Annotated in this window: 15 protein-coding genes; 7 read left to right on the forward strand and 8 right to left on the reverse strand. The window is 66.3% G+C overall.

The window, feature by feature from the left end; translation table 11 throughout:
• The first annotated feature begins 22 nt into the window (after positions 1 to 22).
• The 5 genes from QP512_RS09250 (at position 23) to QP512_RS09270 (ending at position 7,381) form a co-directional block, all read left to right on the forward strand.
• Positions 23 to 1,072: a LacI family DNA-binding transcriptional regulator gene (locus tag QP512_RS09250; protein ID WP_286071826.1), complete on the forward strand. Its 1,050-nt coding sequence runs from the start codon at positions 23 to 25 to the stop codon at positions 1,070 to 1,072.
• Between the two features lie 60 nt (positions 1,073 to 1,132).
• Entirely contained in the window at positions 1,133 to 2,446 is a 1,314-nt protein-coding gene (fucP, locus tag QP512_RS09255; RefSeq protein WP_005416346.1) for an L-fucose:H+ symporter permease, read from the forward strand.
• Between the two features lie 7 nt (positions 2,447 to 2,453).
• On the forward strand, positions 2,454 to 3,449 hold the full coding sequence (locus QP512_RS09260; protein ID WP_286071827.1) for a carbohydrate kinase: 996 nt from the start codon (positions 2,454 to 2,456) through the stop codon (positions 3,447 to 3,449).
• The gene (locus QP512_RS09265; RefSeq protein WP_286071828.1) at positions 3,446 to 4,672 is read left to right on the forward strand and encodes an AGE family epimerase/isomerase; all 1,227 of its coding nucleotides are present in this window, start codon (positions 3,446 to 3,448) and stop codon (positions 4,670 to 4,672) included. Before QP512_RS09260 ends, QP512_RS09265 begins: the two co-directional genes overlap by 4 nt.
• A gap of 90 nt (positions 4,673 to 4,762) precedes the next feature.
• Positions 4,763 to 7,381 carry a glycoside hydrolase family 2 protein gene (locus QP512_RS09270; RefSeq protein WP_286071829.1) on the forward strand — a complete coding sequence of 873 codons (2,619 nt, stop codon included), beginning with the start codon at positions 4,763 to 4,765 and terminating at the stop codon, positions 7,379 to 7,381.
• Between the two features lie 52 nt (positions 7,382 to 7,433).
• Here the strand turns inward: QP512_RS09270 and mtnC are convergent, their stop codons facing one another.
• The 7 genes from mtnC to QP512_RS09305 all read right to left on the reverse strand — a co-directional run bounded on the left by mtnC (position 7,434) and on the right by QP512_RS09305 (position 14,206).
• Positions 7,434 to 8,129, reverse strand: a complete 696-nt coding sequence (gene mtnC, locus QP512_RS09275; RefSeq protein WP_286071830.1) for an acireductone synthase — start codon at positions 8,127 to 8,129, stop codon at positions 7,434 to 7,436.
• A 3-nt stretch (positions 8,130 to 8,132) separates the two neighbouring features.
• Positions 8,133 to 8,690, reverse strand: coding sequence for an acireductone dioxygenase (locus QP512_RS09280; RefSeq protein ID WP_286071831.1), 558 nt, complete (start codon positions 8,688 to 8,690; stop codon positions 8,133 to 8,135).
• Positions 8,691 to 8,782: 92 nt separating this feature from the next.
• A complete protein-coding gene (locus QP512_RS09285; protein WP_286071832.1) occupies positions 8,783 to 9,424 on the reverse strand; it encodes a methylthioribulose 1-phosphate dehydratase in 642 nt (213 codons plus the stop codon).
• Positions 9,425 to 9,861: 437 nt separating this feature from the next.
• A complete protein-coding gene (locus tag QP512_RS09290; RefSeq protein WP_286069091.1) occupies positions 9,862 to 10,722 on the reverse strand; it encodes an IS3 family transposase in 861 nt (286 codons plus the stop codon).
• Positions 10,719 to 11,012 (reverse strand): transposase, encoded by a 294-nt coding sequence (locus tag QP512_RS09295; protein ID WP_286069090.1) that lies wholly within the window; start codon positions 11,010 to 11,012, stop codon positions 10,719 to 10,721. The genes QP512_RS09290 and QP512_RS09295 overlap by 4 nt, the downstream gene beginning before the upstream one ends.
• A 208-nt stretch (positions 11,013 to 11,220) precedes the next feature.
• Positions 11,221 to 12,648, reverse strand: coding sequence for an amino acid permease (locus QP512_RS09300; RefSeq protein ID WP_286071833.1), 1,428 nt, complete (start codon positions 12,646 to 12,648; stop codon positions 11,221 to 11,223).
• An 82-nt stretch (positions 12,649 to 12,730) separates the two neighbouring features.
• The gene (locus QP512_RS09305) at positions 12,731 to 14,206 is read right to left on the reverse strand and encodes an amino acid permease (RefSeq protein ID WP_049434985.1); all 1,476 of its coding nucleotides are present in this window, start codon (positions 14,204 to 14,206) and stop codon (positions 12,731 to 12,733) included.
• Between the two features lie 178 nt (positions 14,207 to 14,384).
• On the opposite strand from QP512_RS09305, the gene QP512_RS09310 reads away from it, so the two are divergent.
• Positions 14,385 to 14,954: an NUDIX hydrolase gene (locus tag QP512_RS09310; RefSeq protein WP_286071834.1), complete on the forward strand. Its 570-nt coding sequence runs from the start codon at positions 14,385 to 14,387 to the stop codon at positions 14,952 to 14,954.
• A 94-nt stretch (positions 14,955 to 15,048) separates the two neighbouring features.
• Here the strand turns inward: QP512_RS09310 and serA are convergent, their stop codons facing one another.
• Positions 15,049 to 16,290, reverse strand: a complete 1,242-nt coding sequence (serA, locus tag QP512_RS09315; RefSeq protein WP_133934543.1) for a phosphoglycerate dehydrogenase — start codon at positions 16,288 to 16,290, stop codon at positions 15,049 to 15,051.
• A 169-nt stretch (positions 16,291 to 16,459) separates the two neighbouring features.
• Here serA and QP512_RS09320 point away from each other — a divergent pair, with 169 nt between their 5' ends.
• Positions 16,460 to 17,848 (forward strand): FAD-binding oxidoreductase, encoded by a 1,389-nt coding sequence (locus tag QP512_RS09320; RefSeq protein WP_286071835.1) that lies wholly within the window; start codon positions 16,460 to 16,462, stop codon positions 17,846 to 17,848.
• Positions 17,849 to 17,872: the final 24 nt, after the last annotated feature.

Genomic DNA, 17,872 nt, shown 5'->3' on the forward strand with positions numbered 1-17,872 from the left:
TTCAGCGGAGTCCGGGAAGACGATGAACGACAACGGCAGCAGTTCCAGCAAGCGCGCCGGCAAGGCGGTGACGGTGACCGACATCGCGCGTGCCATCGGTGTGTCACGGGCGACCGTGTCGCTGGTGCTGCGTGGCAGCCCGCTGGTCAATGTCGATACCCGGGCCAAGGTCGAGGCCGAGCTGCGTCGCCAGCGCTATGTATACAACCGTGCGGCAGCCAACCTGCGCCGGCGCACCTCGTCGAGCATCGCGCTGGTGATCAATGATCTGTCCAACCCGTTCTTCGCCGAATTTGCGTCCGGCGTGGACGAGGCGTTGGGCGGGCGCGGCTACGTAACATTGCTGGGCAGCACCGGCGAATCTCCCGAGCGGCAGCAGGCGGTGCTGTCAACGCTGATGGAGCACACCCCCGCCGGCTTGATCCTGTCACCGGCCGAGGGCAGCGACACCGCGCAGCTGCGCCAGGTACTGGGTGCCAACGCCAACGTGCTGCTGTTCAATCGCGAACTGGACGGCGCCGACTGGGACTTCCTGACCCTGGACAACCAGCACGGTGCCTATCTGGCCACGCGCCACCTGATCGAGCGTGGCCATCGCCAGATCGCTTTCTTCGGTGGTCACGCTGCATCGAGCTCGTGCCACCAGCGCCGCGCAGGCTTCCAGCAGGCGCTGGCCGAGGCTGGGTTGTCGTTGCCGCCAGGCTGGATGATCGAGTCGGCGCCGAACCGCCTGGAAGCCGCGGCGCGTACCGATGAGTTGTTCGCCGACGGCCATCGCCCGAGTGCGGCGGTCTGCTACAACGACACCGTTGCGCTGGGCCTGATGCTGGGCTTGAATTCACGTGGCATCCGTCCGGGTGGTGATTTTGCCGTTACCGGTTTCGATGACATTTCCGAGGCGGCGGTGGCCGTGCCGCCGTTGACCACGCTCACCGCCGACCCGCGCGAGCGTGGCCGGCAAGCTGCCGCGCTGCTGCTGCAGCGGCTGGACGAACCGGATGCGCCGCCGCGGCGCACGGTGGCGCCGGTGCAGTTGCGCATCCGCGAAAGCAGTGCCGCACGACCGAACTGATTCCTTCCACGTACCCCTTCCACGCAACAACGACCTTCCGCGCATCGAGGCGCGTACCGCATGCCGATCTCCGCAACGCCCCGTCCATCGGGTTCTTCGGGCAACGCACCTGCCGTCACCAACGGCAAGGCGCTGGCCGTGGTCACCACGATCTTCTTCATGTGGGGCTTCCTGACCTGCCTCAATGACATCCTGATCCCGCATTTGAAAGCGGTGTTCGAGCTGAACTACGCCAAGGCGATGCTGGTGCAGTTCACCTTCTTCGGCACCTATTTCCTGATGTCGCTGCCGGCCGGTCGGCTGGTGGCGGCGCTGGGTTACAAGAAGGGCATCGTGGCCGGCCTGGTGATCGCCGGCATCGGCGCGCTGGGCTTCTGGCCGGCGGCGGAACTGCGCGTGTATGGCGCCTTCCTCGGCGCACTGTTCGTGCTGGCCACCGGCATTACCGTGCTGCAGGTCGCTGCCAATCCTTACGTCGCGTTGCTGGGCCCGGAGCAGACCAGCTCCAGCCGCCTGACCCTGGCGCAGGCGCTGAACTCGCTGGGCACGGCCATCGCCCCGATCTTCGGCGGCATGCTGATCCTGTCCAACACGGTCAAGAGCGCTGACGACATCGCGGCGCTGCCGGCCGCCGAGCAGCTGGCCTACCGTGCCGCCGAGGCGCAGGCCGTGCAGGGTCCGTACGTGGGCCTGGCCGTGGCGCTGGTGCTGCTGGCGCTGTTCGTGTTCCTGTTCCGCCTGCCGGCGCTGAGCGACGCCACCGAGCAGGCCGACCAGGGCCACCACCACAGCTACCTGGATGCGCTGCGCAAGCGCCACCTGCTGCTGGGCGTGCTGGGCATCTTCTTCTACGTCGGCGCCGAAGTGTCAATCGGCAGCTTCCTGGTCAACTACCTGTCGATGCCCAACATCGGTGGCTTCAGCGAACAGGAAGCCACGCACTACGTGTCGGCCTACTGGACGATGGCGATGATCGGCCGCTTCGCCGGCTCCGCGCTGCTGGCTCGCTTCTCACCGAGCCGACTGCTGGCGATCTTCGCGCTGGTCAACGTGGCGCTGCTGGTCACCACCATGCTGAGCTCCGGCAACATCGCGCTGTACTCGGTGGTGGCGATCGGCCTGTTCAATTCCATCATGTTCCCGACCATCTTCGCGCTGAGCATCGAGCGCCTGGGCCCGCTGACCAACAAGGGCTCCAGCCTGCTGATCATGGCCATCGTCGGCGGTGCCGTGGTGCCGTACCTGCAGGGCGTGCTGGCCGACCACATTGGTGTGCAGGCCAGCTTCATCCTGCCGCTGCTGTGCTACGGCTACATCATCTTCTATGGACTGGTCGGCGCACGTACGCCGGCTTCCGCAACGCAGGGAGGCTGAGTCCGGAATGGGTTCCATCGTTTGCTTCGGCGAAATTTTGATCGATCTACTAGCGCAGCCGGCGGCTTCGGCCGACACGCCGCGCGCGTTCCTGCAGTACGCCGGTGGTGCGCCGGCCAATGTTGCAGTGGCGGCAGCGCGCCTCGGTGCGACGACCCAGTTCGTCGGCATGCTGGGCCGCGACATGTTCGGTGACTTCCTGGCTGACAGCCTGGTCGAACACGGCGTTGGCACGGATTACATCGCGCGTACCGATGCGGCCAAGACCGCGCTGGCCTTCGTCGCGCTGGATGCCAGCGGCGAGCGCAGCTTCAGTTTCTACCGCCCGCCGGCCGCCGATCTGCTGTTCCGTGACAGTGACTTCCAGGCCGCCTGCTTCGACAGCGCGCAGTGCTTCCACGTCTGTTCCAACAGCCTGACCGAGCCCTCCATCGCCGAGGCGACCTTCGCCGGCATGGAGCGCGCGCGTGCCGCCGGTGCGGTGGTCAGCCTCGACCTCAATCTTCGTCCGGCCCTCTGGCCGGCCAACGAGGACCCGACGCCGCGCCTGTGGCAGGCGCTGGAGCGTGCCGACCTGGTCAAGCTGTCGCGCGAGGAGCTGGACTACCTGGCGGCACCGCTGGGTGCCGATGGGGAGGCCGTGGTGCTGAAGCGTCTGCTGGCGGCGCAGGCACGCTGGGTCATCGTTACCGATGGCGCGGCCACGCTGCACTGGTATACCCGCGGCAACCACGGCACGGTCACCAGCTTCCGCGTGGCCACCGTCGATACCACGGCCGCCGGCGATGCCTTCGTCGGTGGCGTGCTGGTCGGCCTGCTGGAGCGGGGCGGGGCCGGTGCAGGTTTCGCCGCGTTCTGCCAGGACCCGGAGGCGATCACCGCCACGCTGCGCTTTGGCGCCGCCGTGGGTGCGCTGGCTGTTACCCGCAAGGGCGCGTTCGCCGCGATGCCCTCGCTCGATGAAGTGCAGCAGCTGCTGCAGGCCCAGGACATTACCGCATGAGCCCCTCGCCCGATTTTCGTTCACCCGCGTTCCTGCGTGCGCATATCGCCGACACGATGGCGTTCTACCACCCGCGCTGCATCGATCCGAACGGCGGCTTCTTCCACTACTTCCGTGATGACGGCAGCATCTACGACGCCAGCCACCGCCACCTGGTGAGCAGCACGCGCTTTGTCTTCAACTACGCGATGGCCTACCGCGAGTTCGGCAATGCCGAATACCGCGACGCCGTCGAGCACGGCGTGCGCTACCTGCGCGAGGTGCATCGCAATCCGGCCACTGGCGGTTACGCCTGGACCCTGCGCGACGGCAAGGTCGAGGACGACATGAACCACTGCTACGGTGTGGCGTTCGTGCTGCTGGCCTACAGTTGTGCGCTGAAGGCCGGCCTCGAGCAGGCCCGCGCATGGATGGACGAGACCTGGCAGCTTCTCGAGGCGCGCTTCTGGGAGCCGCAGCACGGCCTGTACAAGGACGAGGCCGATGGCCAGTGGAACTTCACCGGCTACCGCGGCCAGAACGCCAACATGCACATGTGCGAGGCGATGCTGGCGGCGTTCGAGGCCAGTGGCGAGCAGCGCTACGTGGAACGCGCGCTGCAACTGGCCGAGAACATGACCCGCCGCCAGGCCGCCAAGGCCGGTGGCCTGGTCTGGGAGCACTACGATTCCAACTGGGAGATCGACTGGGACTACAACCTGGACGACCCCAAGCACCTGTTCCGCCCATGGGGCTTCCAGCCGGGCCACCAGACCGAGTGGGCCAAGCTGCTGCTGATCCTGGACCGCCATGTGCAGGCCGACTGGCTGGTGTCGACCGCGCAGCATCTGTTCGATGTGGCCGTGGCCCGCAGCTGGGATGAGTCGCGTGGCGGCCTCTACTACGGTTTCGCGCCGGAATCGCGCCGCCAGCCGGGCATGGAGGGCGCCCCGATCGGTGGCGACAGCTTCGTCTGCGACGACGACAAGTACTTCTGGGTGCAGGCCGAAACGCTGGCTACCGCGGCGCTGATGGCCAAGCGCACTGGTGATGACCGCTACTGGCAGTGGTACGAGCGCATCTGGGCGTACGCGTGGGAGCACTTCGTCGACCACCAGTACGGCGCCTGGTTCCGCATCCTCGATGCCGACAACCGCAAGTACAGCGACGAGAAGAGCCCGGCTGGCAAGGTGGATTACCACACCATGGGCGCGTGCTACGAAGTGTTGAACGTGGTGCGTTGAGGTTGGTACGCCGGGCATGGCCCGGCACTGCCATGAACTGGAATTGCAGGTAGCGCCGGGCCCTGCCCGGCGGAAAAACAGGAGCATCCCGTGCATCGCCTTCCCCTCGTTGTCCGCCTGCTCCTGCTGCTGATCGCAGTCTCCGCGTTCCCTGCACTGGCGGCCCCGCTGCAGGCGCAGTGGGAATTCCGCATGCTGCCCGGCGACGCGCAGGGTGCGGCCCATCCCGGTCTACAGCAGTGGCGTGCGGCCCAGGTGCCCGGCAGCGTGCACACCGACCTGCTGGCCCACGCGCTGATCCGCGATCCCTACGTTGGCGCGCCGGAGGCCGAGCTGCAGTGGATCGGCCTGGCGGACTGGGAGTACCGCGCCCGCTTCGACGTGGATGCCGCGACGCTGGCCAAGCCCAATGCCGAACTGCGCTTCGACGGCCTGGATACCTACGCCGAGGTCGAGCTCAACGGCAAGCCGCTGCTGCGCGCGGACAACGCACACCGCACATGGCGCGCTCGGGTCGAAGGCCGCCTGCGAGCGAAAGACAATGAACTGCAGATCGTGTTCCGTTCGCCGATCCGCACGCTGTTGCCGGGCGTGCAGGCAATGCCGCACAAGATCGCCGGCAACTACCCGTCGCCGTATGGCGACGAGCCGAAGGACGCTATGGTCGGCAACTTCGCACGCAAGCCGGCTTACCACTTCGGCTGGGACTGGGGCCCGCGCTATGTCACCGCCGGCGTCTGGCGCGGTGTCCACCTGCAGGCCTGGGATACGCATCGATTGACCGATGTGGCCGTGCGCACTGATGCATTGAGCGCCGAGCAGGCGAAGCTGGCGGTGCTGCTGCAGGTCGAGCAGGGCGCGGCGGCGGGCTCGGCCGTGGTGCAGGTGGATGTGCAGGATCCGCAGGGCCGCAGCGTGGCCCAGGTGCAGCGCACGGTGCTGCTGACGCCCGGCCAGAACAGCGTCGAGGTTCCGGTTGAACTGGCCGATCCGCAGCGCTGGTGGCCAGTCGGCCACGGCGCGCAGGACCGCTACACGGTGCAGGCCCGCCTGGACGATGGTGGCACGCCGGAGCTGGCCCGTGAGCAGCGCATCGGCCTGCGCACGGTCGAACTGCGCCGTGAGGAAGACGGCAAGGGCGGGCAGGGCTTTGCCTTCGTCATCAACGGCGTGCCGATCTTCGCCAAGGGCGCCAACGTCATTCCGTTCGACGCCTTCCCCGCACGTGTCGATGCCGCACGCCTGCGCCAGGTGCTGGTGGCGGCGCGTGATGCCAACATGAACATGCTGCGCAACTGGGGTGGCGGCTATTACGAGGACGACGCGTTCTTCGACATCGCTGACGAGCTGGGGCTGCTGGTCTGGCAGGATTTCATGTTCGGCGGTGGCATGCAGCCGGGTTACGATCCGGCGTTCCGCGCCAGCGTGGTCGCCGAGGCGCGCGACAACGTGCGCCGGCTGCGCCATCACCCCAGCATCGTGCTGTGGTGTGGCAACAACGAAGAAGAAACCGCCTGGAAGGACTGGGGCCACGGCCGCGACCTGAAGGCGGCCGATCCGGCGTTCGCGGCGAAGGTCTGGCAGGGTTACGTGGGCCTGTTCGGCAACGATCTGCGCGCGGTGGTGGGCGAGGAAGGGCTTGGCGTGCCGTACTGGTCCAGTTCGCCCAGCAATGATCTGGACGAGAAGGCCAACGATTCCACCCGCGGCGACAAGCACTACTGGCAGGTGTGGGGCAATCCGGCGCTGCCGGTGCAGGCCTACCTGCGGGAGACGCCGCGCTTCATGTCCGAGTACGGTCTGCAGGCATGGCCATCGGTGGCCACGGTGGACCAGATCGCCACCCGTGCCGAACAGCGCATCGACAGCCCGGTGATCCGCGCACACCAGAAGTTCATGGCCGGTGAGGGCAACAGTCGCCTGCTGCACTACATTGAACTTGGCTACGGCACGCCGAAGGATTTCGAGGACTTCGTCTACCTCAGCCAAGTGATGCAGGCCGATGGCATCGCCCTGGCAGCGTTGCATCACCGCGCCTCGCGGCCGTACACGATGGGCTCGCTGTACTGGCAGCTCAACGACGTCTGGCCGGGCGCTTCCTGGTCCAGCGTGGACTATTTTGGCCGCTGGAAGGCACTGCATTTCGCCGCGCGGCGCTTCTTCGCGCCGGTGACCGTGGCGGCGCTGCGTGACGAGGGCCGCACGCGGGTGCGCCTGATCAATGATGGCGCCGCGCAGGATGCGCGTTGGCGGCTGCGGGTGATGGACGTGGAGGGCAAGGTGCTGCGCCGCCGTGAGGAAGAGGTCGCATTGGCGGCGGAAGGTGTTACCTCGATCGGTGATTTCCGCGACGCGGAGCTGCTGGCCGGTGCCGACCCGAGGCGTACGGTGGCGGTGTTCGAGCTGCTGCAGCACGACACGGTGAGTGCGCGGCAGGTGGTCGGATTCGTCGAAGCCAGGGACCAGGTGCTGCCGCGGCAGAAGCTGAAGGCGACCCTCGCCATCGAAGGCGACCACTATCGTCTGCGGCTGCAGAGCGCGGCCTATGTACGTGCGGCGTGGATCGACTTCGGTGCACTGGAGGTGCAGGTGGAAGACAACCTGCTGGACCTGCTGCCGGGCGAGACGCGCGACATCGCGGTGCGTGGCCCGGTGGACCTGACGAACCTGCGCGACGCGCTGAAGGTGAAGACCCTCAACGATCGTTGAGGGGTATCCCGCTTTGGTAGGTGCCAACCAAGGTTGGCATCTACCCGTCGCTTCACAGCTGGATCTGCTGGAAGTTCTCGACCCGCTCATGGCCGTTGGCAGCCTGGCCGGTGCGCGGCAGCGGGTAGTCGTCCAGGCGGTCGATCAGGCGGGTCTGCAGGCCGGCTTCACGGGCGGCGTCCAGCTCTTCGACCACATCCGACAGGAACAGGATCTCGCCGGCCGGTACGCCGATCGCCTGCACGATGCGGCGGTAGCTGTCGGCCTCACGCTTGCCGCCGACTTCGGTATCGAACCAGCCCGACACCAGCGGGCTGAGGTCGCCGGCATCGCTGAAGCCGAAGAACAGCTTCTGCGCCGGCACCGAGCCGGAGGAGTACACGTAGAGCGGCAGGCCCGAGGCGTGCCAGCCCTTCAGCACTGCCGCCACTTCCGGGTAGAAGTGCGCGGTGTAGTCACCACGGCGGTAACCGGCATCCCAGATCCGGCCCTGCAGGGCCTTCAGCGCAGTGTGCTTGCGGTCCTGGTCGATCCAGCCCTGCAGCGTTTCGACCACCAGGCTGTCCTGGCAGGCACCCCCGATCTCGGTGGCCACCGCATCCAGCCAGCGGCGCACGTCCGGCTCCTGGCCGTGTTCGGCGACGAAGCCGGGCAGCGCCTGGCGCGCATAGGGGAACAGCACGTTCTTGACGAACGAGATGCTGCTGGTGGTGCCTTCGATATCGGTCAGGATGACGCGGGGCTGCATGGATCAGGATGCCTGGGTGGGTACGTAACGGGGGAACTTCTGTGCGATGTCGGTGCCGGTGAAGTGACCGACCCAGCCATCCGGCTCGGTGAAGAAGCGGATCGCCACGAAGCTGGGTTCATCGCCCATGTCGAACCAATGCGTGGTGCCATCGGGCACGGCGATCAGGTCGTCCTTCACGCACTCGATCTCGTAGACCTTGTCTTCCACGTGCAGGGTGAACAGGCCGGAGCCGGCGACAAAGAAGCGCACTTCGTCTTCCTTGTGGAAGTGTTCGTCGAGGAACTTCTTGCGCAGCTCGGCGCGGTTCGGGTTATCCGGGGCGATCGAGGCCACATCCACGCTCTTGAAGCCGCGCTCGGCGACCAGGCGGTCGATGTCGGCGCGGTAGGCGGCGAACACTTCATCTTGGCTGGCGCCGGGCGCGACCGGGGCAGTGGCCTGCCAGCGTTCGAAGGTGACGCCGATCTGCTTCAGCTCGGCAGCGATGCGTGCGCCGTCCTGGGTGTCCAGCAGCGGCGATTCGGGGCGGGTGTCGTCGTAGATGCGCAGTCGGCTCATGGCGGCAGCTTGAACGTCTCGGGGGGAAGACAGGGTAGCAGGGCGGGGGCGGGGCGCAGATTCCGGATCGGCATCTGCACCTGCGCGTGGGTTCAGCCGCGCAGCTTGCGCAGTTCCAGCTCGCAGTGGAACAGGAACTCGAAGGCCTCCAGGTGACGGCGGGCCTCGGCCATGTCGCGGCCCCAGGCGTACAGCCCGTGGCCATCGATCAGGTAGCCCCACAGGTTCTGCCGGTCGAGCAGGTCGTCGACCTGGGCCGACAGCACGTCCATGTCCTGGGTGTTGGCGAACACCGGTACGTCCACGGCCATTTCATGGGTGCTGTTGCCGGCGAAGGCCTTCAGCAGCTCGTAGCCCTCCAGGTGCACATGGCCCTGCGGCGCGTACAGGCGCGAGGCGATGGTCTGCACCGGCGAATGGGTGTGCAGCACGCAGCCGATTTCCGGGAAGCGGCGGTACAGCTGGGTGTGCAGCAGGGTTTCGGCGGACGGACGCAGCGGGCGGCCGACGGCCTTGCCGTCGAAGTCCACCACCATGATGTCGTCCTCGATCAGGCGGCCCTTGTCCTTGCCGGAGACGGTGATCGCGGCGTGGCGGTCGTCCAGGCGGTGCGAGAAGTTGCTGCTGGTGGCGGGGGTCCAGCCGGCCTGGGCCAGCTCGCGGACGTTGTCGATCAGCAGCTGGGCCAGTTCGCCCAGGCGGGCGGTGTCGTACGGGAAGGTGGGGGCGTTCATGCGGGTGATTTTACTGGATTCGGCCAACGGCTGAGCCCCTCGTGGCGGGTCTCAGAAGCAGATTCCGTGGGTTGGCCGGTCGGGTGGGCTGCGCAGGGGACGCCGTGAACCCGTCCATGGGGCTTGGCCGCGGCATCCATGCCGCGGACACCCCTTCACAGCCCACCCGACCGGCCATGGACAGTTTCCGTGCGCGCCAGCCACGGAGTGAAGAAGGAAGAGCGAAAAGCGGGTCGCGGCGCTGCGCTTGCTCGCAGCGGAGCATGGCTCCGCTCTACAGAGGATTCATCGACCAGAGAAAATTCATTTCCCGGATGAATTCATCCACGCATGGCGTGGATCTACCGGATACTCCGGGAGACTGTCAGGGGTGGGGAGGCATGGGTTCGCGGGGGTGTCTGATCTGGCCCCCTGAAAACGGACGCCATGAAGCCGTTTCATGCGACAGCCGGGAGCTGCCGGGCGTAGTTGTTAGGCGAGCGATAGCCCAGCGCCGAGTGTAGCCGGGCTGGATTATAGAAGCCGTGGATGTAAGCAGCGATGGATTGGCTGGCTTGTTCCCTACTGGCGTAAGGCTCGGCAGCCTCTTCTGTCTTGAGCGTCGCAAAGAAGCTCTCGGCCACCGCGTTGTCCCAGCAATTGCCAGGCCGGCTCATGCTTTGGACCACGTCATGGGACTGCAGCAGCTGGCGAAACTGGTTCCCCCAGTACTGCCCACCACGATCTGAATGGAAGATCAGGCCGGGTCGTTGTGGATGCAGAGCCCAAGCATTGGCAAATGCTTTCACCACCAGCTCTTCAGTCAGGCGCTTGGAAACGCTGTAGCCCAGCACCTGCCGGGTCTGGACGCTGATGACCACGGCCAGATGCAGCCATCCCTGACGGGTGGGGACATACGTGATATCCCCGACCCACGCCGTCGGTCCGGTTCCGGGGGCAAATTGCCGATCCAGCAGGTTGGGGGCGAGCTGAGATGAGCCGCCGGAGGACTTGGGTCGAGATCGGCCTTTGGTCTTGCCCTGGATTCGCTCCTGGGCCATTAGCCGTGCCACGCGCTTGTGGCCGACCGGGTGATTCCTGGCTCGTAAGGCCTCGACCAGCCGACGTCGCCCATAACTGCGCTTGCTGGTCACATGAATGGCCCGAAGCTCGGTACGGAGGGCCGAATCGACATCGCACGTTTGGGCACACTGCCGGCGCAGGTAGTCATGGAATCCAGAGATAGAAACTCCAAGAACCCGACACAACAACCTAGTCGGGTAGTGAGTCCTTTGACTGGCGACGAAGGCGTACCTCACTTGGACTCTCTGGCAAAGAACGCCGCCGCTTTTTTTAGGATTTCCCGCTCCATCTTCAGATTGGCGTTCTCGGCCCGAAGGCGGCTGATCTCGCTTTCCAGATCGGTGGCCGGCCTGCGAGCCTCAGAGGTCAACGACCGGCCAGCACGGACCGCGTCAAGCCAATTTGCCAGCGTCTTGACCGACATCTCTAGCTGACGGGCCGCTGCGGCAGGCCCGAGCGACTCGGCCAACTCCACGGCTTGGTGCTTGAACTCATCGGTGTAGCTACGACGGGTGAGACGGGACATAAGGGACCTCCAAGTGCGATCAAAGTATCGCTTCTTGGCGTCCGCTGACGGGGGGCCAGATCAGTCAGCCGCATGGATGCGGCTGCCAAGCCTACAGGGACGTACTTGCGGCGTCCCCCGCGTACCCATGCCTCCCCGCCAAACCAACACACCCGCTCTTGCCGTTGCTCCGGCGGGTGCAGGGCCGCAGGCCCTGCAAAACAACCCCTTACTTGCCCCGCAAACGGCTGTGCCGGAACCCGTAGCAGAAATAGATCACGAAACCGACGAACGTCCAGACCCCCATCAGCATCCAGTTGTGCATCGTCATCGCCGACAGCAGCGCCAGGCAGCTCAGCACGCCCAGGCTGCAGATCAGCCAGGCCATCGGCATGCGGAACGGGCGCGGCAGGTCCGGCTGGGTACGGCGCAGGATCAGCACGCCGGCACACACGGCGGCAAACGCGATCAGCGTGCCCATCGAGGTCAGCTCGCCCAGGATGTCCAGCGGGAACAGCGCCGCCAGCAGCGCGATGCCGATGCCGGTGATCACGGTGTTGATGTGCGGGGTCCGGTACTTGGGGTGGATCTTGGTGAACACCGGTGGTAGCAGGCCGTCGCGGCCCATGATCATGAAGATGCGCGGCTGGCCGATGATCATCACCAGCACCACGGAGGACAGGCCGACCAGCGCGCCGACCTCGACCACCCAGCGCAGCCAACCCAGCTGCGGATGCGCGGCCACCGCGGTCACTACCGGCTCGTCGGTGCCCAGCAGCTGGAACGGCACCAGGCCGGTCATCACCGCGGCCATCGCGATGTACAGCACGGTGCAGACCACCAGTGACAGCATCATGCCGATCGGCATGTCGCGCTGCGGGTTCTTCGATTCCTGCGCCGCCACCGACACTGCCTCGAAGCCGATGTAGGCGAAGAACACCATCGCCGCGCCGCGCAGCACGCCTTCCATGCCGTACTTGCCGGGGCCTTCGTTGGCCGGGATGAACGGGGTCCAGTTGCTGGTGTCCACGTATTTCCAGCCGACCACGATGACCAGCACGATCAGGCCGGTCTTGAGCACGACCATCGTCATGTTCATCGCCGAGGACTTGCTGATGCCGACGTAGCACAGCCAGGTCAGCAGCAGCACCAGGGCCGCAGCAGGCAGGTTGGCGATCGCGCCGGTCGGGCGCAGCTGTGCGTCCAGTGGCGCACTGACCAGCGCGGCAGGGAGATGGATGTCGAACTGGCTGAGCAGACTGAGGAAATAGCCGGTCCAGCTGACCGCGACCGCCGAGGCGGAGACGCCGTATTCAAGCACCAGCATCCAGCCGATGAACCAGGCCGAGAGCTCGCCGAAGGTGGCATAGGTGTAGGTGTAGGCGCTGCCGGAAACCGGCACCATCGAGGCGAACTCGGCGTAGGCCAGCGCGCAGAAAGCGCAGCAGATGGCGGCCAGCACGAACGACAGCATGATCGCCGGGCCGGCGTGGTTGGCGGCGGCCTGGCCGGTGATGACGAAGATGCCGCCGCCGATCACCGCGCCGATGCCCAGGGCGGTCAGGCCCCAGGGGCCGAGGTGGCGGCGCAGGCTCAGGCCGTTGGCGTCTTCATGGGCGGCGTGCGGGTGCTTGGTGGCCCACAGTTGCTTGAACATGTCTGGTGGTCTTGTCGAAGCGCGCCGCAACCGGCGCGCAGGGAAAACGGACGGGCCGGCACAAGGCCGGCCCGTAGGCGGATCAGGGGGACTTGGCCAGCTTGCTGTTGCGGATGCCGTAGCCCAGGTAGATCAGCAGGCCGAGCAGCGTCCAGCCCACGAACAGGTGCCAGTGCACCACGAACGCCTGCCAGAACAGGAACAGGCAGGTGGCCGCGCCCAGCGGGCAGATGATCCACACCATCGGTACGCGGAACGGGCGATGGATCTCCGGCTTGGAATAGCGCAGCACGAGCACGCCGATGCAGACCGTGGCGAAGGCCAGCAGGGTGCCCATCGACACCAGTTCACCCAGCACGTTCAGCGGCACCAGGCCAGCCAGCGCGGCGGCGATCACGCCGACCACGATGGTGGCCACATACGGGGTGCGGAAGCGGGTGTGGACCTTGCCGAAGAACTTCGGCAGCAGGCCGTCGCGGGAAATGGTGTAGGCGATGCGGGTCTGGCCCATCATCATCACCAGCACCACCGAGGACAGGCCGGCGATGGCGCCGATTTCCACGAACGTCTTCAGCCAGGACAGGGTCGGGTAGGGTTCCAGTGCGGTGGCCACCGGCTTGTCGGTGCCCAGCAGGTGATACGGCATCATGCCGGTCAGCACCGCGCAGACGATGATGTAGACGATGGTGCACACGGCCAGCGAGCCGAGCAGGCCGATCGGCATGTTGCGCTGCGGGTCCTTGGTTTCACCGGCGGCGGTGGAGACCGCATCGAAACCGATGTAGGCGAAGAACACGATGGTGGCCGCACGGAACACGCCGCTCCAGCCGAACTCACCCGGCACGCCGGTGTTTTCCGGGATGAACGGCTGCCAGTTGGCCGGGTCGATGTGGGCCGCGCCGATGCCGATGAACAGGCAGATGACAGTGACCTTGATCGCCACGATGATCGCGTTGACGAAGGCCGACTGGGTCACGCCCACGTACAGCAGGCCGGACACCGCCGCCACGATCAGCACCGCTGGCAGGTTGAACAGCTTGCCGGAGGCGATGAACTCGCTGCCTGTCCAGGCGATGGGCGCTGCGCTGAGTGCATCCGGGAACGGCATGTGCAGCGTGGTGGTGATGAAGCTGATCAGGTAGGCCGACCAGCCCACCGCGACCGAGGCCGAAGCGAACAGGTATTCCAGCACCAGGCACCAGCCGATGAACCAGGCCATGCCTTCGCCGAGGGTGGCGTAGGAGTACGAATAGGCGCTGCCGGAGACCGGCATCATTGCCGCGAACTCGGCATAGCACAGGCCCGCCAGGGCGCAGGCGAAACCGGCAATCACGAACGACAGCATGACTGCCGGGCCGGCATGGTTGGCCGCGGCCTGGCCGGTCAGCACGAAGATACCTGCGCCGATCACCGCACCCACGCCAAGCAGGATGAGGTGTTTAGCCGTGAGGGTCCGTTTCAACGTGGCTTCGCCGTCCAGGCTGCCTTCGATGGGTTCGCCAGCATCGACGTGCCCGGCCGGTTCAACCGGCTTGACCCTCAACAGAGCTTTCAGCATGCAGTACTTCCTAATGATCGGATGGGGTGGACCGCCGATACGTTGCCGGCAACCCTGGAATGGTGAAGGCCGCGCGAACGGCCCGCTGTACCTTAGCCAAAGCTGAAGCCAACGCACAAGCGCAATCGCAACAATGAACGGCGATAATGAGCAGTCATGTTCCTGATCCCGCCCATTCATGAGCCAGACCGCCGAAACCCTTGCCGTGCTTGACGATCGCCTGCGTGGCCTGTTGCGGGACTATGCCCGCCGCGTGCCGGCCCACGACGCACTGGCTGCCGAATTCGGCACATTGCTGGATGATCCGGAAGATGCGTTCCGGCGCGAACGGCTGGCCGGCCACTTCACTGCCAGCTGCTGGCTGGTCAGTGCCGACGGCCAGCGCCTGCTCCTGACCCACCACCGCAAGCTGCAGCGCTGGCTGCAGCTGGGCGGCCACGCCGACGGCGACCGCGACCTGGCCCGGGTCGCGCTGAAGGAGGCGGAAGAGGAGTCCGACCTGAGCGGCCTGGTGCTGGAAGACCCTGCCATCTTCGACATCGACAAGCACTGGATTCCGGAACGCAAGGACGTGCCGGGACACTGGCACTACGACGTGCGTTTCGTGATCCGCGCGCTCGGTGGCGAGGCCTTCGTGCTCAGCGAGGAATCGCTGGACCTGGCCTGGCGGCCGGTGGACGAGGTCGCGGCCGACCCGGAATCGGACGAATCGATGCAGCGCATGGCGCGCCGGTGGTTGGCGCGCTAGTAACCTGCAGAGCCGAGCCGATGCTCGGCTCGATGCCGGCCGGAACCGCAGCCGGGCATGGGCTCGGCTCTACAAGTGCAAGGCGGGGTCCGCGTCAATACAGGATGCGCGTGCGCAGCGTGCCCGGAATCGCGGCCAGTTCGTCACGCACGGCGGCGGCCTGTTCCTCGCTGGCGGTGATGTCGATCACCACGTAACCCACCTTCGGGTCGGTGCGCAGGAACTGGCCATCGATGTTGACGTTGTGCCGCGAGAAGATCTCGTTGACCTTGGACAGCACGCCCGGCACGTTCTGGTGGATGTGCAGCAGGCGCAGGCTGTCGGCGTGCTCCGGCAGGGTCACTTCCGGGAAGTTGACCGCCGACAGGGTGCTGCCGTTGTCGCTGTAGCGCACCAGCTTGGCCGCCACTTCCACACCGATGTTGTCCTGCGCCTCCAGCGTGCTGCCGCCCACGTGCGGGGTCAGGATCACGTTGTCGTGGCGGGTCAGCGGCGATTCGAAGATATCGCCGTTGCCCTTCGGCTCGACCGGGAACACGTCCAGCGCGGCGCCGCCGACGTGGCCGCTGGCCAGCGCGGCATCCAGCGCATCGATGTCGACCACGGTGCCGCGTGCGGCATTGATCAGGTGCGCACCCTTGCGCATCCTGGCCAGCTCGGTGCTGCCGATCATCCACTGCGTGGACGGGGTTTCCGGCACGTGCAGGGTGACGATGTCGGCGCGCGCCAGCAGGTCGTCCAGGCTGGCGGCGGCACGGGCATTGCCCAGCGCCAGCTTGGTTTCCACGTCGTGGAAGATCACCTGCATGCCCAGCGATTCGGCCAGCACGCCGACCTGGGTGCCGATGTGGCCGTAGCCGATGATGCCCAGGGTCTTGCCGCGCACCTCATGGCTGCCGCTGGCCGACTTCGACCAGCCGCCGCGATGGCATTCGGCATTCTTCTGCGGAATGCCGCGGGTCAGCATGATTGCTTCGGCGATCACCAGCTCGGCCACGCTGCGGGTATTGGAGTAGGGCGCGTTGAACACCGGGATGCCGGCCAGCTCGGCCGCGTCCAGGTCGACCTGGTTGGTGCCGATGCAGAAGCAGCCCACCGCGATGAGGCGCTTGGCCTCGGCCAGTACCTCAGCGCTGAGCTGGGTGCGCGAACGGATGCCGACGATGTGCGCCTCGGCGATGCGCGCCTTCAGTTCGTCCTCGGGCAGCGCCTTGGTGTGCGCTTCGATCTGGCTGTAGCCGGCGGCGCTGAACACCTCCACGGCGGTCTGGCTGACCCCCTCCAGCAACAGCACGCGGATATCCTGCTTCGGGAACGAGGTCTTCTTCGGCGACATGGGGCAACACGGCCAGTGGGACAGGGGCCAATCACTATGCCAGATCGCGACGCCCATGGTGCAGTGCGCAATTGGTTGCATCGGTAGCTATCTGCCTGCCTGCGGGGCTGGACGCTGGCGCGTGCCGCTGGCACGCTTGCCCGTTCTTCACGCCCCGCGCTGGACCGTCATGACCGATTCCCGCATTGCCTCGCTGCAGCAGGCCTGTCCCGGCCTGAAGCTGAAGACCGACCCGGCCGACCTGGAGCATTACGGGCGCGACTGGACCCGGCGCTGGACGCCGGCGCCACTGGTGATCGCGTTGCCGGCCACGGTCGAGGAAGTACAGGCGGTGATGCGCTGGAGTGCCGAGCATGGCGTGGCGGTGGTGCCGTCCGGCGGCCGTACCGGCCTGTCCGGTGGCGCAGTGGCGGCCAACGGCGAGCTGGTGCTCAGCCTGGAACGGATGAACAAGGCGCTGGCCTACGATGCGGTCGATCGCACGCTGGTGGTGCAGGCCGGGATGCCGCTGGAAGCCGTGCACAACGCTGCGCTGGACCACGGTCTGATCTACCCGGTCGATTTCGCCGCGCGCGGTTCCTGCTCGATCGGCGGCAACATCGCCACCAATGCCGGTGGCATCCGGGTGATCCGCTACGGCAACACCCGTGAATGGATCGCCGGCCTGAAGGTGGTCACCGCCAGCGGCGAGTTGCTGGAGCTCAACAAGGGCCTGATCAAGAACTCCAGCGGCTATGACTTCCGCCAGCTGCTGATTGGTTCGGAAGGCACGTTGGGCGTGATCGTCGAGGCGACGGTGAAGCTGACCGATCCGCCGCCGGCCAGCAACGTGATGCTGCTGGCACTGCCCAGCTTCGAAGTGCTGATGCAGGTGTTCGCCGCGTTCCGCGCGCGCCTGCAGCTGCAGGCCTTCGAGTTCTTCACCGACCGGGCGCTGGAGCATGTGCTTGCCCATGGCGCGCAGGCGCCGTTCGACGAAGTGCATCCGTACTACGTGGTGACCGAATTCGCCGCCAATGACGAGGCCCAGGAGGCGGCGGCGATGGCGGCCTTCGAGGACTGCATGGGCAATGGCTGGGTCAGCGACGGGGTGATCAGTGCCAGCGATGCCCAGGCCGCCCAGCTCTGGCGCCTGCGCGAAGGCATCACCGAATCGCTGGCGCGCTACAAACCCTACAAGAACGACGTCTCGGTACGGATCTCGGCGATGCCGGCGTTCCTGGCCGAAACCCAGGCACTGATCGGGCAGGCCTACCCGCACTTCGATGTGGTGTGGTTCGGCCATATCGGCGACGGCAACCTGCACATCAACGTGCTCAAGCCGGATGACACCAGCGACGCCGATTTCGTGGCGCAGTGCGAGCAGGTGACCAAGCTGCTGGCGCAGGTGCTGGCGCGCTTCGATGGCAGCATTTCGGCTGAACACGGCATCGGCCTGGTCAAGAAGGGCTACCTGGGCAGCACCCGCGGCCCAGCCGAGATCGCCCTGATGAAGGCAGTCAAACATGCGTTCGATCCCCAAGCGCGGCTGAATCCCGGCAAGCTGTTCGACGTCTGAGCCGGGAAATTCCTTCACGCACCC

Origin of the sequence: Stenotrophomonas sp. 57 (assembly GCF_030291075.1) — a bacterium.
Classification (GTDB): domain Bacteria; phylum Pseudomonadota; class Gammaproteobacteria; order Xanthomonadales; family Xanthomonadaceae; genus Stenotrophomonas.

What these genes read in the sequence shown, in the direction of transcription:
- QP512_RS09250 (WP_286071826.1), top strand. Translation starts at nt 23, where the DNA reads ATGAACGACAACGGCAGCAGTTCCAGCAAGCGCGCCGGCAAGGCGGTG.
- fucP (WP_005416346.1), top strand. Translation starts at nt 1,133, where the DNA reads ATGCCGATCTCCGCAACGCCCCGTCCATCGGGTTCTTCGGGCAACGCA.
- QP512_RS09260 (WP_286071827.1), top strand. Translation starts at nt 2,454, where the DNA reads ATGGGTTCCATCGTTTGCTTCGGCGAAATTTTGATCGATCTACTAGCG.
- QP512_RS09265 (WP_286071828.1), top strand. Translation starts at nt 3,446, where the DNA reads ATGAGCCCCTCGCCCGATTTTCGTTCACCCGCGTTCCTGCGTGCGCAT.
- mtnC (WP_286071830.1), bottom strand. Translation starts at nt 8,129, where the DNA reads ATGCAGCCCCGCGTCATCCTGACCGATATCGAAGGCACCACCAGCAGC.
- QP512_RS09280 (WP_286071831.1), bottom strand. Translation starts at nt 8,690, where the DNA reads ATGAGCCGACTGCGCATCTACGACGACACCCGCCCCGAATCGCCGCTG.
- QP512_RS09285 (WP_286071832.1), bottom strand. Translation starts at nt 9,424, where the DNA reads ATGAACGCCCCCACCTTCCCGTACGACACCGCCCGCCTGGGCGAACTG.
- QP512_RS09295 (WP_286069090.1), bottom strand. Translation starts at nt 11,012, where the DNA reads ATGTCCCGTCTCACCCGTCGTAGCTACACCGATGAGTTCAAGCACCAA.
- QP512_RS09300 (WP_286071833.1), bottom strand. Translation starts at nt 12,648, where the DNA reads ATGTTCAAGCAACTGTGGGCCACCAAGCACCCGCACGCCGCCCATGAA.
- QP512_RS09305 (WP_049434985.1), bottom strand. Translation starts at nt 14,206, where the DNA reads ATGCTGAAAGCTCTGTTGAGGGTCAAGCCGGTTGAACCGGCCGGGCAC.
- QP512_RS09310 (WP_286071834.1), top strand. Translation starts at nt 14,385, where the DNA reads ATGAGCCAGACCGCCGAAACCCTTGCCGTGCTTGACGATCGCCTGCGT.
- serA (WP_133934543.1), bottom strand. Translation starts at nt 16,290, where the DNA reads ATGTCGCCGAAGAAGACCTCGTTCCCGAAGCAGGATATCCGCGTGCTG.
- QP512_RS09320 (WP_286071835.1), top strand. Translation starts at nt 16,460, where the DNA reads ATGACCGATTCCCGCATTGCCTCGCTGCAGCAGGCCTGTCCCGGCCTG.